The sequence below is a fragment of the Pseudoroseomonas sp. WGS1072 genome, assembly GCF_049340465.1.
Classification (GTDB): Bacteria; Pseudomonadota; Alphaproteobacteria; order Acetobacterales; family Acetobacteraceae; genus Pseudoroseomonas.
This window is the reverse complement of sequence record NZ_JBMPSU010000001.1, coordinates 1,640,205-1,666,367: the sequence shown is the minus strand read 5'-3', so window position 1 is coordinate 1,666,367 and position 26,163 is coordinate 1,640,205. Positions and strand designations below refer to the sequence as shown.

The following is a 26,163-nucleotide window of genomic DNA, read 5'->3' as shown; positions in this document are numbered from 1 at the left end:
CGACAATGAAGGCCTCCTCGGATCTTTCGGGCGGCGGACGTTGCGCGAGGCCGGCCGTCCGGGCAACCCCCTGCCCCCCGGGCGGCGCATGGCGGGCTTTCGGCCATACCGCCGTGCCGGATCCTGTTCTAGGAAGGCCCGATGAGCCGCCGCCCCGCCGCCCCGCCGCCCGCCGGAACCCTGCCCTCGGCCGAGGGCGCCACCCCAGCCCTGGCGCAATGGTTCGCCGCCAAGGCCGCGCATCCCGACGCCCTGGTCTTCTTCCGCATGGGGGATTTCTTCGAGCTGTTCTTCGAGGACGCCGTCACCGCCGGGGCGGCGCTCGGCCTCGCCGTCTCGCATCGCGGCGAGCATCAGGGGCGGCCGGTGCCGATGGCCGGCGTCCCCGCCCATGCGCAGGAGAACTACCTGGCCCGGCTGATCCGCCAGGGCTTCCGCGTCGCCATCTGCGACCAGCGCGAGACGCCGGAGCAGGCCCGGGCGCGGAAGGCGCCCACCCTGCGGCGCGAGGTGGTGCGCCTCGTCACCCCCGGCACGGTGACGGAGGAGGCGCTGCTGGAGGGCGGCCGCTCCGCCTGGCTGCTGGCGCTCGCCCCCGTGGGCGGCGAATGGGGCGCGGCCTGGGCCGATCTCACCACCGGCGCCTTCGCCTGCGAGGCGCTGCCGGAGGCCGAGCTGCCGGCGCTGCTGGCGCGGCTCGACCCCGCCGAGGTCGTCCTGCCCGAGGAGCTGCCCGAGGACCCGGCGGAGAGCGTTCCGCTGGCGGCGCTGCCCGGGCGGCCGAGCAGGGCCGTGCCGCCGCGCGATCCGGCGGGGCTGCTCGCCGGCTTCTTCGGCACCGCCGGGCTGGATGGCTTCGGCCGCTTCAGCCCGGCCGAATGCGCCGCCGCCGCGCTGGCGGTGGACTACATCCGGCGCACCCAGGGCGAGGCGGCGCCGCGCCTGCGCCCGCCCGAGCCGCAGGGCGGGCGCGGGACGCTGCGCATGGACGCCGCCACCCGGCGCAGCCTGGAGATCCTGCGGAGCGAGCATGGCGAGACGCGGCACTGCCTGCTCGCCGCCGTGGACCGCGGCCTGACCGCCGCCGGCTGTCGCGAACTGGCCGCCCGCCTGGCCGCCCCGCTGACCGAGGCCGCCGCCATCGCCGCCCGGCACGACGCGGTGGCCGCGCTGCTGGCGGCGCCGGCGCTCCGCGCGGCGCTGCGCGGCCGGCTGCGCGGCGCGCCCGACATGGCCCGCGCCCTGGCCCGGCTGGCGCTGGACCGCTTCGCGCCGCGCGACCTCGCCGCGCTGCGCGAGGGGCTCGGCCGCGCCGAGGCCATGGCGGCGGCGCTGGAGGCGGGCCGGCCGCTCCCCGCGCTGCTGGAGGCCGCAGGCGCCGCGCTGCGCCCGGCCGGCTCGCCGCGCGCCGAGCTGGAGCGCGCCCTGGCCGCCGACCTGCCGGCGCGGCTGGAGGACGGCAACCTGATCGCCCCCGGCTATGATGGCGAGCTGGACGCGCTGAAGCGGCTGCGCGACGACACGCGCGGCGCCATCGCCGCCCTGCAGATGGAGCTGGCCCAGGCCTGGGGCGTCGCCGCCCTGAAGATCCGCCACCACCAGCAGTTCGGCTTCCTGGCGGAGATGCCGGCGGCGGCGGGCGAGAGGCTGCTGCGCGAGCCGCCCGGCGGCCTCGAGGGCACGCCGCGGGCGCCGGTGCACCGGCAGACCATGGCCAATGCGCACCGCTTCACCTGCCCCGCCCTGGCGGAGCTGGACCGGCGGCTCGCCGCGGCCGGGGAGCAGGCGGCGCGGCGCGAGGCCATGGTGGTGCGGCACCTGCGCGGCCTCTGCCTGGCGGCGGCCCGGCCGATCGACGAGGCGGCCGCCGCCCTGGCCGAGATCGACCTGCAGGCCGGCGCCGCCGAGCTGGCCGCCGAGGGCGGCTGGTGCCGCCCGGAGATGGTCGAGCGGCCCGACTTCGTCGTCCGCCAGGGCCGCCATCCGGTGGTCGAGGCGGCGCTCGCCCGCGCCCATGGCCCCGCCTTCGTGCCGAACGACGCCGACCTCTCGCCCGGCCGCCGGCTCTGCCTGCTGACCGGGCCGAACATGGCCGGCAAATCCACCTTCCTGCGGCAGAACGCGCTGATGGTGGTGCTGGCCCAGGCCGGACTCTTCGTCCCGGCCGAGGCCGCCCGGCTCGGCCTGGTGGACCGGCTGTTCTCCCGCGTCGGCGCGGCGGACGACATTGCCGGCGGCCGCTCCACCTTCATGGTGGAGATGACCGAGACGGCGGCGATCCTGAACCAGGCGACGCCGCGTTCGCTGGTGGTGCTGGACGAGGTCGGCCGCGGCACCGCCACCTGGGACGGGCTGGCCATCGCCTGGAGCGTGCTGGAGGCGCTGCACGACCGCATCCGGGCCCGCGCCATCTTCGCCACGCATTTCCACGAGCTGACGGCGCTGGAGCCCAGGCTGCCGGAGCTGCAGCTCGCCACCATGCGGGTGCGCGAGCACCGGGGCGCGGTGGTGTTCCAGCACCTGGTCGGGCCGGGCGCCGCGGAGAAGTCCTGGGGGCTGCACGTGGCCCGGCTGGCGGGCGTGCCGCGCGAGGTGGTGGCGCGGGCGCAGGCGGTGCTCGGCGCGCTGGAGGAGCGGGCGCGGGGCCTCGACCCGCTGGCCGGCGAGCTGCCGCTGTTCCGCCCTCCGCCGGCGCGCCCGGCCCAACCGGACATGGAGGATCGCCACATCCTCTCAACGCTCGATGCGTTGGACCCGGATCGACTCACGCCACGCGAGGCTCTGGAGGCGCTTTATCGCCTCAAGTCCCTGCGCGATCAAAATGATGTCAACAAAACCCATGACGGCGCTGTTGCTGCGGCGCAGTGCGGGATAACATCGGTCGAATGAGAAGCTCCGGCGATCTGCCAGATGCCCCCATGGATGAAGCGGAACAGGCCCCGGTGCCTCAGGCACCGCTGCGCCCCCTTCCCGATGTCGCCCTCGACCTGATCCCCCGCCCCGGCGAACCGGTGCCCCGCGAGGTCGCGCTGACGCTGCTGCGCCGGCAGCTCGGCCGCATCCAGTCGCGCGTGCAGGAGGTTTTCGAGGCGCATGCCCTCTCCGGCCTGACCGCCGCCCGCATGCTGGGCGAGCTGACCGACGGGCTGATCTCCGCCATCCATGCCTATACCCTGGCCCAGGTGGCGCCGGAACAGGCCGAGGGTGGCGGCAACGCCTTCGCCGCCACCACCGAGCCGCCCTTCGCCCTGGCCGCCACCGGCGGCTACGGCCGCGGCGTGCTCGGGCCCTATTCCGATATCGACCTGCTGTTCCTGTCCGACCGGCCGCTCGGCCCGCGCGGGCGGCGGGCGGTGGAGTTCATGCTCTACCTGCTCTGGGACCTCGGGCTGAAGGTCGGCCACGCGACGCGCAGCATCCGCGAATGCCTGGAGGATGCGCGTGGCGACGCCACCATCCAGACCGCGCTGCTCGACGGCCGCTTCATCGCCGGCGATCTCGCGGTCTTCACCCGCTTCGAGGAGGAGTTCGCCCGCGCGCGGCAGGAATGGGGCGTCGGCCAGTTCCTGGCCGCCAAGCGCGCCGAGCGCGCGGCGCGCCACAAGCGCTATGGCGACAGCCCCTACCTGGTCGAGCCGCACCTGAAGGAGGGACGCGGCGGCCTGCGCGACGTGCAGACCATGTACTGGCTGGCGCGCTACGCCTTCGGGGCGCGCCGCATGCCCGAGCTGGTCGGCCCCGACAGCCCCGGCGGCGGCCTGCTGACGGCGCGCGAGGCGCGCGCCTTCCGCCGCGCCTGGGACTTCCTCTGGACCGTCCGCTTCCACCTGCACTACGTCACCGGCCGCGCCGAGGAGCGGCTCACCTTCGACCTGCAGCCCGTGGTGGGCGCCCGCATGGGCTACACCCGGCACGGCAAGCAGGACGGGGTGGAGCGCTTCATGAAGCACCTCTTCCTGACGGCGCGCGACGTGGTGCGCCTGTCGCGCCTGCTGGAGCCGGCGATCGAGCGCGCGACGCTCGGCCTGCCGGCGCTGAGTCGCGCCGCCGACCCGACGCTGACCGCCGCCGGCATCGCGGTGGCCGACGGCAAGCTGCTCTTCGCGCCCGACCGGCCGGTGGAGCGCGATCCGGTGATCATGCTGCGGCTGATCCGCGCCGCGCGCGACCGCGGCATGGAGCTGCACCCGCTGGCGCACCGGGCGCTGATCCGCAGCGCGCATCTGGCCCAGGCGCTGCGGGGCCAGGACGAGGCGAACACCCTGTTCCTCGACATCCTGACCGGGCGCGATTCGGCGCGCTGGATCCGGGTGCTGAACGAGGTCGGCTTCCTCTCGCGCTTCATTCCCGACTGGGCCCGCATCGTCGGGCTGATGCAGTTCGACACCTACCATGTCTTCACCGTGGAGGAGCACACGATCGAGGCGATCGAGGTGCTGAACCAGCTGGAGCGGGGCGAGCTGGAGGAGGCCGTGCCGGTCGCCAGCGAGGTGGTGGGCCAGCTGCATTCCCGCCGGGCCCTCTATGTCGCCGTGCTGCTGCACGACATCGCCAAGGGCCGGGGCGGCGACCATTCCGAGCTCGGCGCCGGCATCGCCCAGGAGATCTGCCCGCGCCTCGGCCTCTCGCCCGAGGAGACCGAGACCGTCTCCTGGCTGGTGCTGAACCATCTGCTGGTCAGCCAGACCGCCTTCAAGCGCGACATCGACGACCCCAAGACCATCCTCGACATCGCCGAGGTGGTGCAATCGCCCGAGCGGCTGCGGCTGCTGCTGGTGCTGACCGTGGCCGATATGCGCGCCGTCGGCCCCAAGGTCTGGAACGCCTGGAAGGCGACGCTGCTGCGCGAGCTGTACTGGCGCGTGGCCGAGGTGCTGGCCGGCGGCCTCTCCGTGCCGGAGCGGGACGTGCGCGTGGCCCGCGCCAAGCAGGCCGCCGCCGCCATGCTGGCCGACCAGCCGAGGGCGAGCGTCGAGCATTTCCTCAGCCTTGGCTATCCGGGCTACTGGCTCTCCTTCGATCCCGAGAGCCACGCCCGCCACGCCGCGATGATCCGCGAGGCCGAGGCGACCGGCGCGCCGCTCACCATCTCCACCCGCGTGCTGGAGGCCCGCGCGGTGACCGAGGTGACGGTCTACTGCTCCGACCATCCGGGCGTGTTCAGCCGCATCGCCGGCGCGCTGGCGGTCGCGGGTGCCACCATCGTCGATGCGCGCATCCACACCATGACCAACGGCATGGCGCTCGACACCCTCTGGGTGCAGGACGCGCAGGCGCACAATGTCGGCGGCGCCTTCGAGGCCGGGCACAAGCTGGCGAAGCTCTCGGTGCTGATCGAGCAGGCGCTCTCCGGCCGGCTGAACCTGCCGCAGGAGATCCGCAAGGTGCGCCGCGAGCCGGCGCGGCTGCGCGCCGTGCAGGTGCCGGGGCGCGTGGTGATCGACAATTTCGCCAGCAACACCCACACCGTCATCGAGCTGAACGGGCGCGACCGGCCGGGCCTGCTGCACGATGTCACGGCGGCGATCAGCGAGCAGGGGCTGCAGATCGCCTCGGCCCACATCACCACCTACGGCGTGCGGGCGGTGGATGTCTTCTACGTCAAGGACGTGTTCGGGCTGAAGATCGAGAACGAGCGCAAGCTGGCGGGGCTTCGCGCGGCGCTTCTGGCCGCCCTCACCCCCCCCGGCGCCGAGGACGCGAACTGAGCCGCCGTCCGACGGCAACTTCCGCCATGAGCTGATGGCCGCAAACCGCTGGCAACCTTCGCCTTGTCCATGCTTTTGAAATAGGCAGGGCGTTCCTCCGGGCGTCTCCGGTCCGCCCGCGAAGGAAGGACGTCCAAAGATGCGTAAATCCGTGACCGCCGTTGCCATCACCGGTCTGACCCTCGCCCTGGCGGCCTGCGGAGGTCCCGGTCAACGTCCCGCGCCGGTTCCGCCGGAGGCCAGGACCGATCCGCCGACCACCACCAGCCAGACCATCCGGGAATCCTCCAGCCTTCCCGGCAACGCCCCCACCGTCGGCACCGGAACGCGCCAGCGGGGGACCACGGACGACCCGACCAGCGCCACCCTGGCACCGAATACGCTGGCCCGCATCCCGGGCGTCCCCACTGCCGGCAGCGGAGCGCGCGAGCGCGGCTCGACCGATGCGCCGACCAGCGCGACGACCCTGCCCAACGCCCTGAGCCAAATGCCTGGCCGGCCGACCGCCGGCACCGGGCCGATGCAGGGCCGCTGAAACCTCTCCGATCCTGACATCCGCCGTGGAACCTTGCCGGGAGGCTCGGCCCACGGCGGAAAACACGCGATCCGAGGTGATCGACGACGTCGTGCCCGACGTTCCGCCATATCATTCCGGCATCATAAATTCCCGGAAAGAAAGCTCTGGCAACCTTTGGCTTGTCCGTGCTTTGTCATCGGCACGGCGCCGATCGGCCTTCCTGCCTGGCCGGCTCACGAGCGCCCGACAAGGAAAGGCATCGCCGATGCGTAAACCCATGGCCGCCGTTGCCATCACCGGTCTGACCCTCGCCCTCGCAGCCTGCGGCGGCCCCGGCCAGCGCCCCGCGCCGGTTCCGCCGGACGCCAGGACCGATCCGCCGACCAGCACCAGCCAGACCATCCGGGAGTCGAACACCCTGCAGGGCGATGTGCCGGCCGCCGGCAGCGGAGCGCGCGAGCGCGGCTCGACCGATGCGCCGACCAGTGCCGGCCTGCTGCCCTCCGTCACCGCCCGTCCCGGCGCGCCGACCGCCGGCTCGGGGCCGATGCAGGGCCGCGACCAGCCCGTGCCGCCGACCCGCTGAGCCCAGCCAGGCCCGGTCTCACCGGAGGCCGGGCCGCCCGCTCCGATCCGATCGTGAGTTCCCCGACAGTTCACCCTGGCCTTCCCTTCCGGCCGATGCCATCAGAACGGCCATGCCATCCCGCCGCGGCCGTTCGCTCACCCCCGCCGACGCAGCCCTCTGGCGCGCCTATGCCGCCACGGTGACGCCGCTGCCCGGGCATGAGCTCGCCCCCACCGCATCGCCGCCGGCCGAGGTGCCGCCCGCGCCGCGCGGTCCGGACCCTTCCCCGCCCGCGCCACGGGCGCCCCGCGCCGCGGCCTCCCTGCATGTCGGCCACCAGCCCGGCGGTCTCGACCACCGCCGCTGGAAGGAGCTGCGCCGGGGCCTGACCAGGCCCGAGCGGACGCTCGACCTGCACGGCCGCCGCGCGCAGGAGGCGTGGCTGGCCGTGCGCCGCTTCCTCCTCTCCGCCCATGCCGATGGGGTGCGCTGCGTCGCGGTGGTGACCGGCAAGGGCCCGGCGCCGGAGGGGGGGGTGCTGCGGCGGGAGCTGCCGCACTGGCTGAACGCGCCGGAGCTGCGCCCGCTGCTGCTGGGCGCCGCCCATCCGGCCCCCAACCAGGGCGTGGTGCATCTGCTGCTGCGCCGCCGCCGCGCCGCGTGACACCCTTCGGTGCGCGGCTGCGGGCCCTCCGCCGGGCGCGGGGCGTGACGCTGCGGCAGATGGCCGAGGCGCTGCACGTGTCCGCCGCCTATCTCTCCGCGCTGGAGCATGGCCGGCGCGGCCGCCCGACGGCCGGTCTGGTGCATCAGGTGAACGAGTATTTCGGGCTGATCTGGGACGATGCGGAGGAGATGGTCCGGCTGGCGCGCCTCTCGCATCCCCGGGTGATCCTCGACACCTCGGGCCTGTCCCCCGCCGCGACGGAGCTGGCCAATCTGCTGGCCACGCGCATCCGCCAGCTCCCGCCCGAAGCCGTCGCCCGGCTGCGCGCCGTGCTGGAGGAGGAGTCGCCTCAGGACGGGCCGCCGGCCTCCCGCAAGGGTTCCAGCACGTAGAGGTCGGCGCTCTCCTTCATGCGGCCGGCGGCCTCGGCGGCCTCCTCGCCCCAGCCCCAGAAGAGGTCGGCCCGCGCCTCGCCGCGGATGGCGCCGCCGGTGTCCTGGGCCAGCACCAGCCGGCGCAGCGGCACCCCGCTCACCGGATGGCGCGTGACGATCCAGACCGGGCTGCCCAGCGGGATGTGCTCCCGGTCCACGGCGATCGAGCGCAGCGGCGTCAGCGGCACGCCCTGCGAGCCGGTCGGCCCCTGCTCCGGCCGGGCCGGGGTTTCACGGAAGAAGACGTAGGAGGGGTTCTCCTCCATCAGCGCCGCGGCCCGCTCGGGGCCGGCGCGCTGGAGCCAGGCCAGGATGCTCTGCATCGAAACCTGCTCGCGCGGGATCTCGCCGCGCTCGGCCAGCAGGCGGCCGATCGGCACATAGGCGCGGCCGTTCTGGGCCGCGTAGCCCATCCGCCGCACCGAGCCGTCCGGCAGCACGACCCGCCCGGAACCCTGGATCTGCAGGAAGAACTTGCCCGCCGGATCATCCACCCAGAGCAGCACCGGGGCATCGCTGGCGCCGCCCTCGATGGCGGCGCGGTCGGGATAGGGAAGCAGCCGGCCCTCGCGCACCCGCCCGGCGATGCGCCGCCCGCGCAGCTCCTCGGAGAAGCGGCCGAGATCCACCTCCACCAGGTCCGAGGGCCGGCCCCGCAGCGGCGTGGCGAAATCCGGCGAGGGGGTCGTGGCGCCACGCAGCTCGGGCTCGAAATAGCCGGTCATCAGCCCCTCGCCGGCATGGCGCAGGCCGAAGCGGCGCTCGAAGAAGGCCCGCGCCGCGACGTCGTCATCCTCGGGCAGCGCGGCGGCCTCGGCGCAGAGAGGCTCGGGGAAGGCCGGCGGGCGGCAGCCGGCGACGAAGGGCGGAATCGCCTGCGACAGCCGGTCCTCGCCCCAGCCGGGCAGCTCGGCCGGCCGTTGCGGCGGTCCGCCGCAGCCGGCCAGGAGGGTGAGGGCGAGCAACGCGGCGCGACCGGCGCCCCGCCGGGTCCTGGCGGTGGATGGCAAGGCGGTGGTCAGGCCGAGCGGGTGCCAACAAGCTTCCAGGCCGGGTCGCCGCTGCTGAGGTCGCGCTGGAAGGTCCAGATGTCGTTCAGCTCGGTGACGGCCTCGGCTCCGGCCACGATCTCGCCGCCCGCGCCGCTGGTCACGTTCACCTGATCGGAGACGATGCGCACCGTGATGTCGGCCACCGTGCCGCGCAGATCGGCGCTCTCGATCCGCATCTCGTGGATGGCGCGGATCTCGGTGCGCTGCCGCTCGCCGGCGGCCTCGCGCGCGGTGATCGCCTGCTCGAAGCCGACATAGGTCTCCTCGGCCAGCAGGTCGCGCAGCGTCTGGCGGTCGCCCCGGGCGAAGGCTTCGACGATCATGCGGAAGGCCCCTTCCGCCCCGGCCAGGAAGCCGCGCGGGTCGAAGGCGGGATCCGCCTGCCGCATCCGCTCCAGCACCTGGCCCGTCGGCGTGCGCGAATCCGGCACCACCGGGCGGGCATGCTCCGGCGCGGGCCCCGGCTGCGGCTCGGCCTCCACCGGCCCGTGCGACGGCGGGGCGGCAGCCTGGCGCTCCTGCGGCGGCCGCTCGTAGCCCTGGCGGCGGCCCAGGACGCTGCGCAGCCGCAGCACCAGGAAGGCCGCGACCATGGCGAACAGGATCAGATCGACCGGAAAGCCGCCGGACATTGCATTCTCCTCATGTGCAACACTTAGGGGCGGCAGCCCGTCACCGCAATGCCATCGGGGACCGTCCCGCGGGCGGGCGCGGAGGGGGCCGGCGCCGCGGCGCCCTTGCCGCGACGGCGCGGCCTGCCGCAAAAGGCGGGGAGCGCGGCGCCGCCGCCCCGCCACGGAGTCCCCGATGATCCTGCTGCGCCACGGCCAGAGCGAGTTCAACCTGCATTTCACCGCCACCCGGCGCGACCCCGGCATCCACGACCCGAAGCTGACCATCCTCGGGCAGCACCAGGCGGAGGCCGCCGCCCAGGCCCTGGCCGGGGAGGACATCCGCCGCATCATCGCCAGCCCCTATACGCGGGCGCTGCAGACCGCGGCGCCGCTGGCCCGCCGCCTCGGCCTGCCGGTGCTGGTGCACCCGCTGGTGCGCGAGCGCTATGCCTTCAGCTGCGACATCGGCTCGCCCTGCACGACGCTGAAGCTGGAATGGCCCGACCTCGACCTCGCCCATGTCGAGGAGGTCTGGTGGCCTGCGGTCGAGGAGCCGGCGGACCAGGTGGAGGGCCGGGCGAGGCTGTTCCGCGCCGAGATGGCGGCGCTGGCGGACTGGCGCCACACGGTGGTGGTCTCGCACTGGGGCTTCATCCTGTCGATGACCGGCGAGTCGGTGGCGAACGGACAGTGGCTGCGCTGCGACCTGGAGGCGGCGGCGCCGGAGCGGATCAGCTGGAAGCACCGCTGAGGCGGCGATCGCCGGCCCGCCGCCGCCGGCGCGCTGTGACAGGCCGGGCCGGGCGTGCTACCCCGCGCCCAAACCGGAACCGCATCCAGGGGCCCGCATGTCCGACACCCTTCCGCCCGACGCCCTCCCGCCGCAGAACGGCGCCCCCAACGGGGCCGCGCCCCAGGGCCCGCTGCTGCTGAACCTGCAATACACCAAGGACCTCTCCTTCGAGGTGCCCGGCGCGCCGGAGATCTTCGCCACGCTGCGCGAGCAGCCGCGCATCGACCTGGCGCTCGACGTCCAGGCGCGGCCGCTGCCGCAGGGGCAGAACGTCTTCGAGGTGTCGCTGCAGATCCGCGCCGACGCCCAGGCGCCGACGCAGGACGGCGCCACCCAGACGGCCTTCATCGCCGAGCTGGTCTATTGCGGCATCTTCACGGTGAACGTGGAGCCGAACCTGCTGGAGCCGCTGCTGCTGGTCGAGTGCCCGCGGCTGCTCTTCCCCTTCGCCCGCAACATCCTGGCCGATGTGACGCGCGACGGCGGCTTCCCGCCCGTGCTGCTCTCGCCGATCGACTTCGTGGCGCTGTGGCAGAGCCGGCGCGGCGCCCAGGCCGCCGGCCAGCCGCAGCCCCCCGTGGCCAATGCCTGACTGACCGGCGCGGGGCCCCGGAGCCTTCCGGCCGCCCCGCGCCGCCCCTCCCCGCCGCCGTGATCAGGCCCCGAGCATGCTGCGCAACATCCTGACCATCGGCAGCTGGACCTTCGCCAGCCGCATCCTGGGCTTCCTGCGCGACATGCTGATCGCCGCCATGATCGGCGCCGGCCCGCTGGCGGATGCCTTCTTCATCGCGCTCCGCCTGCCCAACCTGTTCCGCCGCCTGTTCGGCGAGGGCGCCTTCAACGCCGCCTTCGTCCCCGCCTTCGCCGGCACGCTGGCGCTGGAGGGGCCGAGGAAGGCGCGCGAGCTGGCCGAGCACATGTCCACCCTGCTCGGCCTCTGGCTCACGCTGCTGGTGGTGCTGGGCATGGTCTTCATGCCGCAGGTCATGTCGGTGCTGACGCCCGGGCTGATCGACGAGCCGCTGCGCTTCGACCTCGTCGTCGAGCTGTCGCGCATCACCTTCCCCTACCTGCTGTTCATCTGCCTCACGGCGCTGGTCTCGGGCGTGCTGAACGCCATCGACAAGTTCGCCCTCGCCGCCGGCGCGCCCCTGCTGTTCAACCTCTTCGCCATCGTCTCGCTCTTCGCGCTGACGCCCTTCGTCGCGACGCCGGCGCATGCGCTGGCCTGGGGCAGCATGGCCTCGGGCCTCGCCCAGCTCGCCATGGTCACCCTCGCCTGCCACCGGGCCGGGATGGGCTTCCGCCTGTTCACCTGGCCGCGCCTGACGCCGGAGACGCGGCGGGTGGTGCGGACCATGCTGCCGGGCATCCTGGGCGCCAGCATCTCGCAGCTCAGCCTGGCGATCGACATGTTCATCGCGACACTGCTGCCGGCGGGCGCGGTGAGCTACCTGAACTATGCCGACCGGGTCGCGCAGCTGCCGCTCGGCGTGGTGGGCGCCGCCATCGGCACGGCGCTGCTGCCGGTGCTGTCGCGCCAGTTGCGGAGCGGCAAGGCGCTCTCGGCCCATCGCAGCATGAACCGGGCGGCGGAGCTGTCCCTGGCGCTGGCCCTGCCGGCGGCGGCGGCGCTGATGGTGCTGGCCGAGCCGATCGTCCTGGTGCTGTTCCAGCGGGGCGCGCTGACGGTGGCGCAGGCGCATGCGGTGGCGGATGCGCTGGTCGCCTATGCCGCCGGCCTGCCGGCCTTCGTGCTGATCAAGGCCTTCGCTCCCGGCTTCTTCGCCCGCGGCGACACGGCGACGCCGGTCAAGATCGGCATCGCGGTGGTGGCGCTGAACCTCGCCGCCAGCCTGACGCTGGTGCTGGGCCTGGGCTTCGGCCATGTCGGCATCGCCATGGCGACCTCGACCGCGGCCTGGGCCAATGCCCTGCTGCTGCTGGGCATCCTGGCGCGGCGCGGCCACTGGATCGCCGACCGGCGGCTGCGGCGCAACCTCTGGCGCCTGGCGGCGGCGACCCTGCTGATGGCGGCGGTGCTGGCGGTGCTGGCGCCGCTGCTCTTCCCGGCGCGCGGGCTGTGGCAGCTGCTGGCGCTCGGCCTGCTGGTGGGGGCCGGGCTCGTGACCTATTTCGGCGCCACCCAGGCGCTCGGCGCGCTGCGGCTGCAGGATCTGCGGCGGATGCGCCGCGGCTGAGAGCCGGGCGGCGCCTCTTCCCAGGGGCTCTTCAAGGCCTCTTCAAGGCCTCTTCCCGGAGGGCCGCAAGCCGCTATCCTGCGCGCATGACCCAGACCACGGATTTCGGCTTCCGCGAAGTGCCCCGCGACGCCAAGGCGTCGATGGTGCGGGAGGTCTTCGACAGCGTCGCGCCCAAGTACGACGTGATGAACGACCTGATGTCGCTCGGCCTGCACCGGGCCTGGAAGCAGGCCTTCGTCGCCGCCATCGGCGCCGGCCCGCGCGAGACGCTGCTCGACCTCGCCGCCGGCACCGGCGACGTCGCCTTCCTGGCGAAGCGGCGCGGCGCCGGCCGGGTCATCCTGGCCGATATCAACGCCGCCATGCTGGGCGTCGGCCAGGGCCGGGCCCTGCAGAAGGGGCTGGCCGAGGGCCTCGCCTATGTCTGCTGCGACGCCGAGCGCCTGCCCTTCCCCGACCGCAGCGTGGAGAAGGTCTCGATGGCCTTCGGCCTGCGCAACTGCACCGACAAGGACGCGGTGCTGCGCGAGGGCTTCCGCGTGCTGCGCCCCGGCGGGCGGATGCATGTGCTGGAATTCTCGCGCCTCGAGATCGACGCGCTGCGGCCGCTCTACGATGCCTGGTCCTTCAAGGCGCTGCCGGCGATCGGCGCGCGCATCGCCAAGGATTCCGAGAGCTACCAGTACCTGGCCGAGAGCATCCGCATGTTCCCCGACCAGCCGACGCTGGCCGGCATGATGGAGCGGGCCGGCTTCGAGCGGGTGAAGTGGCAGAACCTCTCGGGCGGGGTGGTGGCGATCCACACCGGCTGGAAACTCTGAGAAGGGAACCGGGCATGGCCTCTCGCCGGACGCTCCTGAGAACGGCCGCGGCCGGCACCGCCGCGGCCCTGGCGGCGGGCCGGATGGCCGCGCCGGCCCTGGCGCAGGGCGGCGCGGCGCGCACCCTGCGCTTCGTGCCGCAGGGCAACCTCGCCAGCATGGACCCGATCTGGGGCACCTCGGTCCTGTCCCGCAATGCCGGGTTGATGGTCTATGACACGCTCTTCGGCATCGGCTCCGACTTCCAGGTCCGGCCGCAGATGGCGGCGGCGCACGCGGTGTCGGCGGACGGGCTGACCCACACCGTCACCCTGCGTCCGGGCCTGCGCTTCCATGACGGCGAGCCGGTCCGGGCCCGCGACTGCATCGCCTCGATCCGCCGCTGGTCGAAGCGGGACGTCCTGGGCCAGCGCCTCGACCTGCTGTTGAACGAGATGGTGGCGGTCTCGGACGAGCGCTTCACCATCGCCCTCAAGCGGCCCTGGAGCGGGCTCACCTGGGCGCTCGGCAAGGCGGGCGCGAATATCTGCGCCATCATGCCCGAGCGCATCGCGCAGACGGACCCCTTCACCCAGATCACCGAGATCGTCGGCAGCGGCCCCTACCGCTTCCTGCGCGACGAGTGGGTGGCGGGGAGCCTCGCCGCCTTCGCGTGCAACGCCGCCTACCAGCCGCGCGAGGAGGCGCCGGATCTGCTGGCCGGCGGCAAGCCGGTGCATTTCGACCGTGTCGAATGGCGCGTGATGCCGGACGCGGCCACCGCCGCCGCCGCGCTCCAGAACAACGAGGCCGACTGGTGGGAGGCGCCGCTGCCCGACCTGCTGCCGGTTCTGCGCGGCAACCGGCAGATCGTGGTCGAGACGATCAACACCTTCGGCGCCTTCGGCGTGCTGCGCTTCAACCACCTCAACCCGCCCTTCGACAATCCGGCGGTCCGGCGCGCCCTGTTCCCGGCGGTGGACCAGGAAGCCTTCATGCAGGCGGCCATGGGCACCGATCCGGCGCTGTACCAGATCCCCGCCGGCGCCTTCACCCCCGGCACGCCGCTGGCCAATGACGCCGGGCTGGAGATCCTGTCCGGCCCACGGGATGTGGAGAAGGCGCGGCAACTGCTCCGCGCCTCCGGCTACCGCAACGAGCGGGTGGTCCTGCTCTCGGCCACCGACCTCCCCAACCTCCAGGCCATGACGGAGGTCGCCGCGGACGTCATGCGGCGCGTCGGCTTCAACGTCGATCTGGTGGCGATGGACTGGGGCACGCAGATCCAGCGCCGCACCAATCGCGGCCCCGTCGAGCAGGGCGGCTTCAGCGCCTTCTGCACCACCTGGGAAGGGCTCGACACCTCGGTCCCCGGCAGCCACCAGCCGCTGCGGGGCAACGGCGCCGGCGCCTGGTCCGGCTGGCCCACCAGCCCGCGGCGCGAGGCGCTGCGCGACGCGTGGTTCGAGGCCACGGACCCGGCGGCCGAGAAGCGGATCGCCGAGGCGCTGCAACAGGCGGTGTGGGAGGAGGCGCCCTTCATCCCCCTGGGACTTCAGCGCCCGCAGCAGGCCTACCGCCGCGGCATCACCGGCGTCCTCAAGGGCGGGCCGTCCCTGTTCTGGAACGTGCGGCGCGGCTGAGGCGCGCCGCCCCGCCCCAGCCCGTATTAGCCCAGCCCGTATTAGCCCAGCCCGTATTAGCCCAGCCCGTATTAGCCCAGCCCGTATTAGCCCAGCCCGTATTAGCCCAGCCCGTATTAGCCCTGGGGATGCGGGTTGGTGGCCATGTCGGTGCCGGGGGCGGGCACATAGACGATGGCGCCGCTCTCGCCCTGGCCCTGGAACTCGGCGTACCAGCCGCGCTGGGCCGGCGCGTCGGGGGCGTGCAGGTAGCGCGCGGTCTGGCCCCGGCCGATCACCTGCACCGGGCCGCCGCCCAGGATGTTGCCGCCGTCGTTCGAATACTCGACGTGGAAGTTCTCGCCCTCGGACGTCACGGTCAGCGGCGCCGCCATGGCAGTACCGGCCATCCCGGCGATGAGCATGCTGGAGAGCAGGATCTTGCGAAGCATTGTTCTTGTCCTTGTTGTCGACTGGCGGCTGGAATGGCCGTCTTTCCGGAGAGAGAGATGGCGGCCGCGGACCGGTTTGGCCAATTGTCTGGCCTGATGGCGGGTATCGATGCGGATGATGACGCTTCGGTGACAGCGCACACCCCGCTTCCGACCCCCGCTTCCGACCCTGCTTCCGGCTGGGCCCCGGCCGGTCTAGCCTGTCACCCATGCTCGCCGACAAGCGTATCCTCCTCGTCGTCTCCGGCAGCGTCTCGGCCTACAAGGCGCTGGAGCTGATCCGGCTGCTGCGCAAGGCGGGGGCGCGGGTGACACCCGTGCTGACCGCGGGCGGCGCCCGCTTCGTCACGCCGCACGCCCTGCAGGCCATCGCCGGCGAGGCGGTGCACCAGGATCTCTGGTCGCTGCAGGCGGAGGCCGAGATCGGCCATATCCGCCTCGCCCGCCTGCCGGACCTGGTGGCGGTGGTGCCGGCCTCGGCCGACCTGCTGGCGAAGATGGCGCATGGCCTGGCCGACGACCTCGCCACCACCCTGCTGCTCGCCACCGACCGCCCGGTGCTGGTGGCGCCGGCGATGAACTGGGCGATGTGGGGGCATCCGGCGACGGTGGCCAACATGGCGGCGCTGGCGGCGCGCGGCGTCCGGGTGGTCGGCCCCGCCGTGGGCGCCATGGCGGAGGCGGAAAGCGGCCCCGGCCGCCTCTCCGAGCCGGCGGAGATCCTGGCGGCGATCGAGGCCGCGCTGACGGCCGCCGGCGAGGGGCTTCTTCTGGCCCCTCCCCTGGCCCTCCCCCTGACCGGACGGCACGCCCTGGTGACCAGCGGCCCGACGCACGAGCCGATCGACCCCGTGCGCTACATCGCCAACCGCAGCAGCGGGCAGCAGGGCCACGCCATCGCCGGCGCCCTGGCGGCGCTGGGCGCGCGGGTGACGCTGGTCTCCGGCCCGGTGACGATCGCCGACCCGGCGGGGGTGGCGGTGGTGCGCGTCCAGAGCGCGCGCGAGATGCTCGCCGCCTGCGAGGCCGCCCTGCCGGCCGAGATCGCGGTCTGCGCCGCCGCCGTGGCCGATTGGCGCACCGCGCGGGAGGCGGGGCAGAAGCTGAAGAAGGTGCCGGGCGAGCCGCCGCCGCCGCTCGAGCTGGCGCTGAACCCGGACATCCTGGCCACCTTGTCGCGCCACGCGCGGCGGCCGGCGCTGGTGGTGGGCTTCGCGGCGGAGACGGAGACGGTGGTGGAGAACGCGATGGCGAAGCGGCAGCGCAAGGGCTGCGACTGGATCGTGGCGAACGACGTCTCGGGGGATGTGATGGGCGGGGCCGAGAACACGGTGCATCTGGTCAGCGCGGAGGGGGTGGAGGACTGGCCCCGCCTGCCCAAGGCCGAGGTGGCCCGGCGCCTGGCGGCGCGCATCGCCCGCGCGGTGACGGCGCCATGAGCCGGGAGATCGCGGTGCGGCGCCTGCCGCATGCCGAGGGGCTGCCGCTGCCGGCCTATGCCACCGCCGGCGCCGCCGGCTTCGACCTGCTGGCGGCGGTGACGGCGCCGCTGGAAATCCCCCCCGGCGGCCGCGCCCTGGTGCCGACCGGCCTTTGCATGGCCTTGCCGGAAGGCCACGAGCTGCAGGTCCGGCCGCGCTCGGGTCTGGCGCTGAAGCATGGCATCGTGCTGCCGAACAGCCCGGGGACGATCGACGAGGACTACCGGGGGGAGGTCCAGGTCATCCTGTTCAACACCGGCACGGCGCCCTTCACGGTGGAACGCGGCATGCGCATCGCCCAGGGCGTGCTGGCCCCCGTCACGCGCGGGCATTGGCGCGAGGTCGAAACCCTGCCCGAGACCGGACGGGGCGCCGGCGGCTTCGGCAGCACGGGCCAGCGCTAGGGCAGATCCCGATCCGGTAGGATTCACCGGATCGGGTGAGGATACTCGCGAAAACAAGCGGCCAGAGCGTTTGCAGTGCGCCGCTGCGAACGGAAAACGCCCTGGACGCCCGGCTGCGGCGCGACAGACTCTTTCCGGAATTCGATACGCGCGGGGCGCGCGGCCTATCGCGTCGCACGCCCTGCGCGTGTTCCAGTAACGCTTTCTTTACGTGGCAATTGTCTCTAAAATAACTCATGACTCGTTGACTGAAACGTCCTATTCAGACTTTATGGAGACGTCTTCACAACCGATAAATGAGGCAGCGGCCCATGCCCGCGACCGACGCCACAAACGCGCCCGAGACCCTCGCGTCATCCGAGCAGACTGCGGGGAACGCTCCCGCTGACGAGTCCGGGCAGGCGCCAGCCAATCCGGTCACGCCAACCGAGCCGGAAACGCCCATCGGGCCCGAGACGCCCACTGATCCGGTCACGCCCACCGAGCCCGAGACGCCCACCGGGCCGGAAGTGCCCACCGAGCCCGAGACGCCGGCGGTGCCGGTTGCGCCCGTCAATGACGACATCGCCCAGGCCCAGGCCCTCACGCCGGGCGTCGCCGTCACCGGCAGCACCACGGGCGCCGATGCCGAGGCGGGCGAGGTCGGCTGGTTCGGCGCGCGCACCGTCTGGTACCGCTATGCGCCGGCGGCCGATGGCGTGGTCACGCTGAAGACCGGCGCGAACACGACGCTGATCGTGCAATGGGCCGAGGCCGCGATTCCGGCGGGCGAGATCACCCATGCCGATCTGCGCAACGTCACCAACAACCAGGTCAGCGGCGACTTCCTGCCGGCGGTCTCCTTCCGGGCGGAGGAGGGCCGGGTCTACTACATCCAGGCCGCGCTGATGGACGAGGCCGAGGGCAGCTTCCCGCTCGAGATCGTGGCCGATCCGGAGGCCGACCTGACGCCGCCGCCGCTCTCCGGCCTCGCGAGCCGCCAGTCCGGCAGCCAGGCCAGCATCTCGGGCGTCTCCGAGGAAGGCGCGCGCATCCGCATCCTGGACGCCGAGGGCCAGACCATCGCCACCGCCACGGCGGGCGCGGACGGCAGTTGGACCGCGCCGCTCGCGGCCGGCCTCGCGGCGGGCGAGCACGCGCTCAGCATCGTCGCCCTCGACGCCCTCGGCAACCAGGTCACGGAGCCCTTCACGCTGACCGTCGCGCCGGTCGAGGGCGCGCATCCGGGCGGCCAGCCGGTCAGCTACATCACGGTCGATGGCAGCAAGGCCGAGTGGACCGGCACCACCCTCAACGATCATTTCCTCGGCCACGACGCCGAGACCGTGCTGGCCGGCGGCCTGGGCGACGACACCTATTCGATCGGCACCGGCGACACCGTCGTCGAGAAGGCCGGCGAGGGCATCGACACCGTCCGCACCTGGCTGCAGGACTATGTGCTGCCGGAGAATGTCGAGAATCTCGTGCTGGAGGGCGAAGGCTGGCTGCGCGCCACCGGCAACGACCTCGACAACATGATCACCGGCAATATCCGGTCGAACGTGATCGACGGCGGCAAGGGCGACGACATCCTGACCGGCGGCGGCTCGGACTACCAGGCCGGCCACCTCGCCCCGGTCGGCGACACCTTCGTCATCCGCAAGGGCGACGGCAATGACGTCATCACCGACTTCCGGCCCGGCGCCAACCTGAACGCCACCGGGGCGAATGGCGGCGACGTGATCCGCCTGGTGGGCTTCGGCGACAGCTTCCGCCAGCTTTCCGACGTGCTGGCGCGCGCCGAGGTGATCGACGGCAAGATCCGCATCGACCTGGGCGACGGCCAGACCCTGGTGCTGCGCTCCGGCCTGCAGGACGCCGACGGCCGGACCATCCCGCTCAGCCTCGCCGATCTCGACCACCACGACTTCGACTACGGCGCCGCCATCACCGGCGCCCGCCTGGCCACCGAGGGCGGCGCCACCCGCGTCCTGCTCAGCGGCACCGGCGAGATCTATCCGGACGCGGTCGATACCGCCGCGCGGAAGGATCTGGTCTTCGTCGCCATCCGCGACCTCTCCATCCCCGATCCGGAGATGCAGGGCGCCAACATCATCGGCTATGCCGAGGTGAAGGCCGATGGCAGCTGGACCTACGAGGTCACCGGCGTCACCGGCGACGGGCCGCACCGCTACGCCGTCTCCTCCACGCAGTCCAAGTGGAACGTCGCGGGCGAGAGCACGAACGTCCCGGCGGAGGATATCTGGCACCATGTCGCCCTCTCCACCTCCGAGGCGGTGACCGCCACGGCGGAGGCGCCCGCCGCGCCGCTGATCGGCTTCGCCGAGGGCCAGGACAGCGGCGTCAGCGCGACCGACGGCATCACCAGCCATGCCGACCTGTCCCTGACCGGCACGGCGGCAGCCGGCAGCACCGTCTCGCTCTACCTGGACGGCACGCTGCTGGCGCAGGGGATCGCCGTCACCGACGGCCACTGGAGCTACACCGCCAGCGCGCTGGCCGAGGGCGAGCACCGCTTCACCGCCGAGGCGGTTGGCCCGCACGGCCTGGTCTCCGCCCGCTCCGGGGCGGCGGTGATGACGGTGGACACCGTCGCGCCGGAGATGACGCTGCGGCTCGACCCGTCGAGCGACGCGCCCTCCCCGGGCAATGGCGCCACGCGCGACACCACGCCGATGCTGAGCGGCACCGCCGAGGCCGGCAGCAGCATCACGCTGCACCTGGAGGGCGAGGCGCTTGGCACCGTGGCGGCGGATGCGGAGGGCCACTGGTCCTTCACGCTGCAGCAGGCGCTCGAGGCCCGCAGCCACACCGTCACGGCCCTGGCCACCGACCGCGCCGGCAATGTCTCGGAGGCGGTGGCGCTGGACTTCACCGTGACCGCGCCGCGCGACCTGGCGGACTTCGCCGCCGCCATGCCGCTGTTCGACAGCGCCTTCTACCTCAGCACCTACCAGGACGTGGCGCGGGCCGGGGTGGACGCCTTCACCCACTTCATGCAGTTCGGCCTGCAGGAACAGCGCGACCCGAACGCCTTCTTCCACACGACCTACTACCTGAACCAGAACACCGATGTGGCGGCGGCCGGCATCAATCCGCTCCTGCATTACCTGCAGAACGGCGGCGGTGAGGGCCGCGCCGCCAGCCTCGACTTCGACAGCAAGGCGTATCTGGCGCTCAACGGGGATGTGGCCGAGGTCGGCATGAACCCCCTGCTCCATTACCTGCTCTACGGACAGGGCGAGGACCGCGCCATCGCCGCCGCCACACCGCATGCGACAAGCACGGCGAATCCGCTGGTCGATGCCGGGTTCTACTACGCCGCCAATGCGGATGTGGCGCGGACCGGCATGGACGCCGGCCAGCATTATGCCGCCTCCGGCTGGCAGGAAGGGCGCGACCCCAACGCCTTCTTCGACGTCAGCTACTATCTCGCGCGGTATGACGACGTGAGGAAGGCCGACATCGACCCGCTGCTGCACTACATGGAGTTCGGCTGGCAGGAGGGCCGCGACCCGAGCGCCGCCTTCTCCACCGCCAAGTACCTGCAGGCCCATGCGGATGTCGCCGAGGCCGGCATCGACCCCCTGCTGCATTACCTGCAGTTCGGGCGCTTCGACGGGCACGACGCCTTCCCCGTCGGCTGACGAGACGCCGGGACTGGCCGGCCGCCGCCTCCTCCCCCGGGGCCGCGGCCGCCTCCTTCCCCCCAGGAGAAACCGGTCCCAGCCATGGGCCGTGGCAGTCCCCCGCCACGGCCCATTTTCCTGCCTGCCGCCAAGCCGCCATTGGACCGTCGTTGGGCCGCCGCCCGCCGCGCCGGGGCATTGCGCCGCCCCCCTCGCCGCGCCCATATGTCGGCCCATGGACCTCGACTTCACCGATGACGAGTTGCACCGCTACTCGCGCCACATCCTGCTGCAGGAGGTGGGGGCGGTGGGCCAGGCGAAGCTGCGCGCGGCGAAGGTGCTGCTGGTCGGCGCCGGCGGGCTGGGTTCGCCGCTGGCGCTCTACCTCGCCGGCGCCGGCATCGGCACCATCGGCCTGGTCGACGACGACCGGCTCGAGCTGTCCAACCTGCAGCGGCAGGTGGCGCACGACACGGCGCGCCTCGGCCGCAACAAGGCGGAGAGCGCGGCCGAGACCATCCGGCGCCTCAACCCGGAGGTGCGGGTGGAGGTCCATCCGCACCGGCTCGACGCCGGCAGCGCCGCCGCGCTGATCCCGCGCTACGACCTGGTCTGCGACGGCACCGACAATTTCCCGACGCGCTTCCTGCTCGGCGATGCCTGCCACCTGCTCGGCCGCCCCCTGGTCTCGGCCGCCGTGCTGCGCTTCGAGGGGCAGCTCGCGGTCTTCAAGTCGCATCTCGGCCCCCATTTCCCCTGCCATCGCTGCCTGCATCCGGAGCCGCCGCCGCCCGGCCTGGTGCCGAGCTGCTCGGAGGCGGGGGTGCTCGGCGCCATCACCGGCGTGATGGGCACCCTGCAGGCGACCGAGGTGCTGAAGGAGATCCTGGGCATCGGCGAGAGCATGGCCGGGCGCCTGCTGCTCTGGGACGCGCTGGACAGCCGCTTCCGCACCGTGCGGCTGAAACGCGACCCTGCCTGCGCGCTCTGCGGCGACGCGCCGCGCATCCATGACCTCGCGGCCCATGCCGCCGCCGCGCCCGCCCCCGCCTGCGCGCTGCCATGAGCGGAAGGCCCCTTGGTATCCTGCTGCGCTCCGGCGGGCATGAGGCGGCGCACTACGCGCTGGTGCTGGCGACCGGTGCCGCCGCCATCGGCCGCCCGGTGCTGCTCTTCGCCACCAATGCGGGCTGCGCCCTGCTGCTGCGCGACACGCCGCTCAGGGCCGACCCGCGCGAGGCGCTGCTGGACCGGCGCGGCGTCGCCGGCCTGGATTCGCTGCTGGCCGCGGCCGGCGATCTCGGCATCCGCCGCATGGCCTGCGAGGCCGGGCTCCGGGCCGAGGGCATCGCGCCGGAGGCCCTGGCGCCCGATGTCGAGGTGGCCGGGGTGGTCAGTTTCCTGTCCGCCGTGGCGGAGGGGCAGATGCTCGCCCTCTGAGGCCCGCTTCCGGCGCCGCTCCCCGCCCCGGCGGCGGAGGCCACCGCCATGACAACGCGCATGAGGACGACCGCAGGAGGCGATGCTGCGATGCAAAGCGGGTGCTTGACCAGGGGCAGGGAATACGGGCCAGATCGACGCATGATCCGGCTTCGCCCCGCTGCCTCCGCCCTGCTTCTTCTTCTCGTCTCGACACCCCTTGCCGCCCAGTCCAGCCTCGGCGGCGCCCAGGGTACGGGCGGCGGTTCCGGCGGGCAGGGCACGCTGCAGCCGCCGCGCCCGGCGCAGCCCGCGCCGCTCCGGCCGGCACCGGATCAGGTCCTGCGGCCGCCGGCCGGCGCGGCGCCCCAAGGGTCCGCCACACGGCCCGCCACGCCGCCGGCCACGCGGCCGGCGCCGGCCCGCCCCGTCCCGGAGGCCCGCCCGGCCCAGCCGAACCGTCCGCAGGCCACCCCGACCCCGCGACGCGCCCCGCCGACCCAGGCCGCGCCGCCGACCCCGGTGAAACGTCCGCCCGCCGCCCGGGCCGCCGGCGCGGCGGCGGGTGTCGCGGCCGGCGCCGCCGCCACGGGCGCGGCGGGAAGCGCGCCGCCGCCGCCCGCCTCCCCCGCTCCCAGCCCGCAGGAGCTGCAGCAGCCCAGCGTGGGCAGCGCCACCGGCCTGCCGATCCCGCGCTTCGTCTCGCTGCGCAGCGACGAGGTGAACCTGCGCATCGGCCCCGACACGCGCTTCCCGATCGAGTGGACCTACCAGCGCCGCGACCTGCCGGTGGAGATCCTGCGCGAATACAACCAGTGGCGCCGCATCCGCGACATGGACGGCACCGAGGGCTGGGTGCACCAGTCCACCCTGGCCGGCCGCCGCACCTTCCTGGTGCGCGGCGAGGAGCGCAGCCTCCACAGCGCCGAGGGCGAGGCGAGCGCGGTCGTGGCGCGGCTGATGCCGGGCGTGGTCGGGCGCATCCGCAGCTGCAAGGCGAGCAGCAGCTGGTGCGAGGTGCAGGTGGAAGGGCACCGCGGCTACATCCAGCGCAGCGCGATCTGGGGCCTCCAGGCGGGCGAGGACGTGAACTGAGCCGGCCGCTCCCGGCCCAGCCTCAGTTCAGCTCAGTTCAGCCGCTGACGCAGCTCCACCGCCAGGGCGCGGGCGCGCTGGGCGGCCTCGCCGCGTGGCACCAGGGCAAGGAAGCGGTCGATGCAGGCCAGGGCGGCGCCGATGCGGTCCAGCCGCTGGTTCATCACCGCCGCCTCGCGCCACAGGATGGCGGCCTCCGGCGCCATGCGCAGCATGTCCTCGGTGCAGGTCAGGGCGGCCGGCAGGTCGCCGGCCTGCAGCCGGCGCAGCTTGATGTTGTTCTGCAGCCGCAGCAACACGGCGCGGCGTGACACCGGCTCCAGCACGGCGGGGCGCAGCTCGGCGGCCTCGCCCTCCATCCGCTTCAGCAGAGCGCGCAACTCCGGCGCCTCCAGCAGCCGCCCGCCATGGAAGGGATCGACCACCGCCATGCCGCGGGCGCCCTCGAGGCCGATCAGGAAATGGCCGGGGAAGTCCAGCCCATGCGCCGGCCAGCCCGCCGCGCCTGCGGCATGCAGCCAGAGCAGGCCGAGCGCCACCGGCAAGCCCCGGCGGCGGCGGATCACCTCGATCAGATTGGCATTGGCGGGGGAATCGTAGGTCTCGCCGTCGCCCGCATAACCGAAGCGCTCATGCAGCAGCGCCGCGAGCAGGGCGACGCGGCGCGCCACCTCGCCGCCATCGGCCGCCGGATCGGCCGCGGCGGCGGCCACCGCGGCGCGGGCGAGCTCCGAGAGATGGCGCTCCGCGGCGCGCCAGTCGGCCGCCGGGGCGTCGATCCGGGCGAATTGCAGCGCCACCCCCGCGAGATCGAGCTCGGCATCCGGCAGGGCGCCGGCGGCCTCCAGGGCGGTGCGTGCCTCAGCGGCGGATGAGAGGTCCTCCATGGGATGAAGGCATGGCGAGCGGCTCCCGCCGGGTCAAGCGCTCACTGCGCGTCGGGCCGGGCCAGCATCGGGCCGAGGCGCCGCCCACCGAAGATGTGAACGTGGAAATGCGGCACTTCCTGCCCGGCATCGCCGCCCATGTTGGTCAGCACCCGGTAGCCCTGGTCCTCCAGCCCGAGCAGCCGGGCGGTCAGCCCGACGGCTCGCCAGAAGCCGGCCACCTCCTCCGGGCTGGCGGCGGCGGAGAAATCCGCCACCGAGACATAGGCCCCCTTCGGGATCACCAGCACATGCACCGGCGCCTGCGGCGCGATGTCGTGGAAGGCCAGGGCATGCTCGTCCTCATGCACCTTCTTGGCCGGGATCTCGCCCCGCAGGATGCGGGCGAAGATATTGCCGTTGTCGTAGGGCGGCATGCCGGACACGGGCATGGTGCTTCCTCTCCTGCTGCTGCGCGGCCCCGCTCTCAGGGCAGCTTGGTGGTCTCCGCGGCGCGGACGATGCCCTTCGGCCGGGACGCCTTCTCGACGATGCCGGAGATGCCCTCGCGGCGCTCCAGCTCGGCCCAGACCTCCTCCGGCGCGATGCCCGCATCCACCCAGACGACGATCAGGTGATAGAGCAGGTCGGCGCTTTCCAGGACGGTCGCGGCGCGGTTGCCCTGGATCGCCTCGATGACGCATTCCACCGCCTCCTCGCCGAGCTTCTGCGCCACCTTGGGCGTGCCGCGGGCGAGCAGGCGGGCCGAGTGCGACTGGGCGGCGTCGCCCGATTGCCGGCGCGCCTCCACCGTGTCCCACAACCGCCGCAGCACCGCCACATCGCCCTTGGCCGCGACATGCAGGGGCTCCAGGTGCCGGGCCTCCGCCTTCAGCGCCGCCTTGCGCGGCTTGGCGCCGGCCGGGATGCTGTCCGGCAGCGGCAGCGCCTTGCGCGGCGAGGCCTTCGCGGTCGGCTTCTTAGCGGCCACGGGCTTCGACTTGGCCTTCGCCGTTTTCTTCTTCACTTCCTTGGCCATACGCTCAGGCAACCTTCAGATCGGGGCAGGGACGAACCGGCAGGCCGGCGGCGGCGAGCGCCGCCTTGGCCTCGCCGATCCGCATCTCGCCGTAATGGAACACGCTCGCGGCCAGCAGCCCGGTCGCCCCGGCGCGCGCGCCCTCGACGAAGTGGCGCGCCTGGCCGACACCGCCCGAGGCGACCAGCGGCAGGCGCACGCGGGCGCGCAGCGCGCGCAGCAGGTCGAGATCGAAGCCGGACTTGGTGCCGTCCCGGTCCATCGAGGTGACGAGCAGCTCGCCGGCGCCGAGGCTCGCCATCCGCTCGGCCCAGGCGATGGCGTCGATGCCGGTGGCCTTGCGGCCGCCATGGGTGAAGATCTCCCACCGGCCGGGACCGACGGCGCGGGCGTCGATGGCGACGACGATGGCCTGGCTGCCGAAGGCCTGCGCGGCGCGGCGCACCAGATCGGGGTCGCTCACCGCGGCGCTGTTGATGCTGGCCTTGTCGGCGCCGGCCAGAAGCAGGCGGCGCACATCCTCGACCGAGCGCACGCCGCCGCCGACGGTGAGCGGGATGAAGACCTCCGCGGCGGTGCGCGAGACGACATCGTACATCGTATCGCGATTCTCGTGCGTGGCGCCGATGTCGAGGAAGGTGATCTCGTCCGCGCCCTCCGCGTCATAGGCGCGCGCCTGCTCCACCGGATCGCCGGCATCGCGCAGGGCGACGAAGTTCACGCCCTTGACGACGCGGCCTTCCTTGACGTCGAGGCAGGGGATGACGCGCAGGGCAAGCATCGGGGCATCACCTCA

Annotated in this window: 25 protein-coding genes; 17 read left to right on the top strand and 8 right to left on the bottom strand. The window is 73.4% G+C overall.

Annotation, left to right across the window (positions count from 1 at the left end; translation table 11 throughout):
• Nucleotides 1-141: 141 nt before the first annotated feature.
• From mutS to ACF3NH_RS07880, 6 genes are all read left to right on the top strand, one after another.
• Nucleotides 142-2,889 carry a DNA mismatch repair protein MutS gene (gene mutS, locus ACF3NH_RS07905; RefSeq protein ID WP_422922453.1) on the top strand — a complete coding sequence of 916 codons (2,748 nt, stop codon included), beginning with the start codon at nucleotides 142-144 and terminating at the stop codon, nucleotides 2,887-2,889.
• Complete coding sequence (locus ACF3NH_RS07900; RefSeq protein WP_422922452.1) at nucleotides 2,886-5,708, top strand: [protein-PII] uridylyltransferase; 2,823 nt, start codon at nucleotides 2,886-2,888, stop codon at nucleotides 5,706-5,708. Before mutS ends, ACF3NH_RS07900 begins: the two co-directional genes overlap by 4 nt.
• 139 nt (nucleotides 5,709-5,847) lie before the next feature.
• Nucleotides 5,848-6,243, top strand: coding sequence for a hypothetical protein (locus ACF3NH_RS07895; protein WP_422922451.1), 396 nt, complete (start codon nucleotides 5,848-5,850; stop codon nucleotides 6,241-6,243).
• 247 nt (nucleotides 6,244-6,490) lie between these two features.
• Nucleotides 6,491-6,811: a hypothetical protein gene (locus ACF3NH_RS07890; protein ID WP_198365099.1), complete on the top strand. Its 321-nt coding sequence runs from the start codon at nucleotides 6,491-6,493 to the stop codon at nucleotides 6,809-6,811.
• Between the two features lie 112 nt (nucleotides 6,812-6,923).
• A complete protein-coding gene (locus tag ACF3NH_RS07885) occupies nucleotides 6,924-7,457 on the top strand; it encodes a Smr/MutS family protein (protein ID WP_422922450.1) in 534 nt (177 codons plus the stop codon).
• A complete protein-coding gene (locus ACF3NH_RS07880) occupies nucleotides 7,454-7,852 on the top strand; it encodes a helix-turn-helix domain-containing protein (protein WP_198365097.1) in 399 nt (132 codons plus the stop codon). The genes ACF3NH_RS07885 and ACF3NH_RS07880 overlap by 4 nt, the downstream gene beginning before the upstream one ends.
• Here the strand turns inward: ACF3NH_RS07880 and mltA are convergent.
• On the bottom strand, nucleotides 7,810-8,904 hold the full coding sequence (gene mltA / locus ACF3NH_RS07875) for a murein transglycosylase A (RefSeq protein ID WP_232476895.1): 1,095 nt from the start codon (nucleotides 8,902-8,904) through the stop codon (nucleotides 7,810-7,812). The genes ACF3NH_RS07880 and mltA overlap by 43 nt on opposite strands.
• A gap of 8 nt (nucleotides 8,905-8,912) precedes the next feature.
• A complete protein-coding gene (locus ACF3NH_RS07870; protein WP_422922449.1) occupies nucleotides 8,913-9,578 on the bottom strand; it encodes a Tim44/TimA family putative adaptor protein in 666 nt (221 codons plus the stop codon).
• Nucleotides 9,579-9,753: 175 nt separating this feature from the next.
• Here ACF3NH_RS07870 and ACF3NH_RS07865 point away from each other — a divergent pair, with 175 nt between their 5' ends.
• From ACF3NH_RS07865 to ACF3NH_RS07845, 5 genes are all read left to right on the top strand, one after another.
• Nucleotides 9,754-10,311 (top strand): histidine phosphatase family protein, encoded by a 558-nt coding sequence (locus ACF3NH_RS07865; protein ID WP_198365095.1) that lies wholly within the window; start codon nucleotides 9,754-9,756, stop codon nucleotides 10,309-10,311.
• Between the two features lie 97 nt (nucleotides 10,312-10,408).
• Nucleotides 10,409-10,945, top strand: coding sequence for a protein-export chaperone SecB (gene secB, locus ACF3NH_RS07860; RefSeq protein ID WP_198365094.1), 537 nt, complete (start codon nucleotides 10,409-10,411; stop codon nucleotides 10,943-10,945).
• A 76-nt stretch (nucleotides 10,946-11,021) separates the two neighbouring features.
• On the top strand, nucleotides 11,022-12,557 hold the full coding sequence (gene murJ / locus ACF3NH_RS07855; protein ID WP_198365093.1) for a murein biosynthesis integral membrane protein MurJ: 1,536 nt from the start codon (nucleotides 11,022-11,024) through the stop codon (nucleotides 12,555-12,557).
• 86 nt (nucleotides 12,558-12,643) lie between these two features.
• Entirely contained in the window at nucleotides 12,644-13,381 is a 738-nt protein-coding gene (locus tag ACF3NH_RS07850; protein ID WP_422922448.1) for a class I SAM-dependent methyltransferase, read from the top strand.
• 14 nt (nucleotides 13,382-13,395) lie between these two features.
• Nucleotides 13,396-15,003 carry an ABC transporter substrate-binding protein gene (locus tag ACF3NH_RS07845; protein WP_422922447.1) on the top strand — a complete coding sequence of 536 codons (1,608 nt, stop codon included), beginning with the start codon at nucleotides 13,396-13,398 and terminating at the stop codon, nucleotides 15,001-15,003.
• On the opposite strand, the gene ACF3NH_RS07840 is transcribed toward ACF3NH_RS07845, so the two are convergent.
• Both ACF3NH_RS07840 and ACF3NH_RS07835 read right to left on the bottom strand, forming a co-directional pair.
• On the bottom strand, nucleotides 14,960-15,172 hold the full coding sequence (locus tag ACF3NH_RS07840; protein WP_422922446.1) for a pentapeptide repeat-containing protein: 213 nt from the start codon (nucleotides 15,170-15,172) through the stop codon (nucleotides 14,960-14,962). The genes ACF3NH_RS07845 and ACF3NH_RS07840 overlap by 44 nt on opposite strands.
• On the bottom strand, nucleotides 15,120-15,434 hold the full coding sequence (locus tag ACF3NH_RS07835) for a hypothetical protein (RefSeq protein ID WP_198365090.1): 315 nt from the start codon (nucleotides 15,432-15,434) through the stop codon (nucleotides 15,120-15,122). Before ACF3NH_RS07835 ends, ACF3NH_RS07840 begins: the two co-directional genes overlap by 53 nt.
• Nucleotides 15,435-15,643: 209 nt before the next feature.
• On the opposite strand from ACF3NH_RS07835, the gene coaBC reads away from it, so the two are divergent.
• From coaBC to ACF3NH_RS07805, 6 genes are all read left to right on the top strand, one after another.
• The gene (coaBC, locus tag ACF3NH_RS07830; protein WP_422922445.1) at nucleotides 15,644-16,873 is read left to right on the top strand and encodes a bifunctional phosphopantothenoylcysteine decarboxylase/phosphopantothenate--cysteine ligase CoaBC; all 1,230 of its coding nucleotides are present in this window, start codon (nucleotides 15,644-15,646) and stop codon (nucleotides 16,871-16,873) included.
• Nucleotides 16,870-17,319, top strand: a complete 450-nt coding sequence (gene dut, locus ACF3NH_RS07825; protein WP_422922444.1) for a dUTP diphosphatase — start codon at nucleotides 16,870-16,872, stop codon at nucleotides 17,317-17,319. The genes coaBC and dut overlap by 4 nt, the downstream gene beginning before the upstream one ends.
• A gap of 311 nt (nucleotides 17,320-17,630) precedes the next feature.
• On the top strand, nucleotides 17,631-20,966 hold the full coding sequence (locus ACF3NH_RS07820) for an Ig-like domain-containing protein (RefSeq protein WP_422922443.1): 3,336 nt from the start codon (nucleotides 17,631-17,633) through the stop codon (nucleotides 20,964-20,966).
• Nucleotides 20,967-21,183: 217 nt separating this feature from the next.
• Nucleotides 21,184-22,014, top strand: a complete 831-nt coding sequence (locus tag ACF3NH_RS07815) for a HesA/MoeB/ThiF family protein (RefSeq protein ID WP_422922442.1) — start codon at nucleotides 21,184-21,186, stop codon at nucleotides 22,012-22,014.
• Nucleotides 22,011-22,388, top strand: coding sequence for a DsrE family protein (locus ACF3NH_RS07810; protein ID WP_422922441.1), 378 nt, complete (start codon nucleotides 22,011-22,013; stop codon nucleotides 22,386-22,388). Before ACF3NH_RS07815 ends, ACF3NH_RS07810 begins: the two co-directional genes overlap by 4 nt.
• 141 nt (nucleotides 22,389-22,529) lie before the next feature.
• On the top strand, nucleotides 22,530-23,462 hold the full coding sequence (locus ACF3NH_RS07805; RefSeq protein ID WP_422922440.1) for an SH3 domain-containing protein: 933 nt from the start codon (nucleotides 22,530-22,532) through the stop codon (nucleotides 23,460-23,462).
• Nucleotides 23,463-23,494: 32 nt separating this feature from the next.
• On the opposite strand, the gene ACF3NH_RS07800 is transcribed toward ACF3NH_RS07805, so the two are convergent.
• From ACF3NH_RS07800 to hisF, 4 genes are read right to left on the bottom strand one after another with little or no spacing between them, the layout of a single operon-like run.
• The gene (locus ACF3NH_RS07800; protein WP_422922439.1) at nucleotides 23,495-24,349 is read right to left on the bottom strand and encodes a SirB1 family protein; all 855 of its coding nucleotides are present in this window, start codon (nucleotides 24,347-24,349) and stop codon (nucleotides 23,495-23,497) included.
• A gap of 41 nt (nucleotides 24,350-24,390) precedes the next feature.
• Nucleotides 24,391-24,780: a histidine triad nucleotide-binding protein gene (locus ACF3NH_RS07795; RefSeq protein ID WP_422922438.1), complete on the bottom strand. Its 390-nt coding sequence runs from the start codon at nucleotides 24,778-24,780 to the stop codon at nucleotides 24,391-24,393.
• A gap of 35 nt (nucleotides 24,781-24,815) precedes the next feature.
• Nucleotides 24,816-25,367, bottom strand: coding sequence for a phosphoribosyl-ATP diphosphatase (locus ACF3NH_RS07790; protein WP_422922437.1), 552 nt, complete (start codon nucleotides 25,365-25,367; stop codon nucleotides 24,816-24,818).
• A 4-nt stretch (nucleotides 25,368-25,371) separates the two neighbouring features.
• A complete protein-coding gene (gene hisF / locus ACF3NH_RS07785) occupies nucleotides 25,372-26,148 on the bottom strand; it encodes an imidazole glycerol phosphate synthase subunit HisF (protein ID WP_198365080.1) in 777 nt (258 codons plus the stop codon).
• Between the last annotated feature and the right edge of the window lie 15 nt (nucleotides 26,149-26,163).

What these genes read in the sequence shown, in the direction of transcription:
- mutS (WP_422922453.1), top strand. Translation starts at nt 142, where the DNA reads ATGAGCCGCCGCCCCGCCGCCCCGCCGCCCGCCGGAACCCTGCCCTCG.
- ACF3NH_RS07900 (WP_422922452.1), top strand. Translation starts at nt 2,886, where the DNA reads ATGAGAAGCTCCGGCGATCTGCCAGATGCCCCCATGGATGAAGCGGAA.
- ACF3NH_RS07895 (WP_422922451.1), top strand. Translation starts at nt 5,848, where the DNA reads ATGCGTAAATCCGTGACCGCCGTTGCCATCACCGGTCTGACCCTCGCC.
- ACF3NH_RS07890 (WP_198365099.1), top strand. Translation starts at nt 6,491, where the DNA reads ATGCGTAAACCCATGGCCGCCGTTGCCATCACCGGTCTGACCCTCGCC.
- ACF3NH_RS07885 (WP_422922450.1), top strand. Translation starts at nt 6,924, where the DNA reads ATGCCATCCCGCCGCGGCCGTTCGCTCACCCCCGCCGACGCAGCCCTC.
- ACF3NH_RS07870 (WP_422922449.1), bottom strand. Translation starts at nt 9,578, where the DNA reads ATGTCCGGCGGCTTTCCGGTCGATCTGATCCTGTTCGCCATGGTCGCG.
- ACF3NH_RS07865 (WP_198365095.1), top strand. Translation starts at nt 9,754, where the DNA reads ATGATCCTGCTGCGCCACGGCCAGAGCGAGTTCAACCTGCATTTCACC.
- secB (WP_198365094.1), top strand. Translation starts at nt 10,409, where the DNA reads ATGTCCGACACCCTTCCGCCCGACGCCCTCCCGCCGCAGAACGGCGCC.
- murJ (WP_198365093.1), top strand. Translation starts at nt 11,022, where the DNA reads ATGCTGCGCAACATCCTGACCATCGGCAGCTGGACCTTCGCCAGCCGC.
- ACF3NH_RS07850 (WP_422922448.1), top strand. Translation starts at nt 12,644, where the DNA reads ATGACCCAGACCACGGATTTCGGCTTCCGCGAAGTGCCCCGCGACGCC.
- ACF3NH_RS07845 (WP_422922447.1), top strand. Translation starts at nt 13,396, where the DNA reads ATGGCCTCTCGCCGGACGCTCCTGAGAACGGCCGCGGCCGGCACCGCC.
- ACF3NH_RS07840 (WP_422922446.1), bottom strand. Translation starts at nt 15,172, where the DNA reads ATGTGCCCGCCCCCGGCACCGACATGGCCACCAACCCGCATCCCCAGG.
- ACF3NH_RS07835 (WP_198365090.1), bottom strand. Translation starts at nt 15,434, where the DNA reads ATGCTTCGCAAGATCCTGCTCTCCAGCATGCTCATCGCCGGGATGGCC.
- coaBC (WP_422922445.1), top strand. Translation starts at nt 15,644, where the DNA reads ATGCTCGCCGACAAGCGTATCCTCCTCGTCGTCTCCGGCAGCGTCTCG.
- dut (WP_422922444.1), top strand. Translation starts at nt 16,870, where the DNA reads ATGAGCCGGGAGATCGCGGTGCGGCGCCTGCCGCATGCCGAGGGGCTG.
- ACF3NH_RS07820 (WP_422922443.1), top strand. Translation starts at nt 17,631, where the DNA reads ATGCCCGCGACCGACGCCACAAACGCGCCCGAGACCCTCGCGTCATCC.
- ACF3NH_RS07815 (WP_422922442.1), top strand. Translation starts at nt 21,184, where the DNA reads ATGGACCTCGACTTCACCGATGACGAGTTGCACCGCTACTCGCGCCAC.
- ACF3NH_RS07810 (WP_422922441.1), top strand. Translation starts at nt 22,011, where the DNA reads ATGAGCGGAAGGCCCCTTGGTATCCTGCTGCGCTCCGGCGGGCATGAG.
- ACF3NH_RS07805 (WP_422922440.1), top strand. Translation starts at nt 22,530, where the DNA reads ATGATCCGGCTTCGCCCCGCTGCCTCCGCCCTGCTTCTTCTTCTCGTC.
- ACF3NH_RS07800 (WP_422922439.1), bottom strand. Translation starts at nt 24,349, where the DNA reads ATGGAGGACCTCTCATCCGCCGCTGAGGCACGCACCGCCCTGGAGGCC.
- ACF3NH_RS07795 (WP_422922438.1), bottom strand. Translation starts at nt 24,780, where the DNA reads ATGCCCGTGTCCGGCATGCCGCCCTACGACAACGGCAATATCTTCGCC.
- ACF3NH_RS07790 (WP_422922437.1), bottom strand. Translation starts at nt 25,367, where the DNA reads ATGGCCAAGGAAGTGAAGAAGAAAACGGCGAAGGCCAAGTCGAAGCCC.
- hisF (WP_198365080.1), bottom strand. Translation starts at nt 26,148, where the DNA reads ATGCTTGCCCTGCGCGTCATCCCCTGCCTCGACGTCAAGGAAGGCCGC.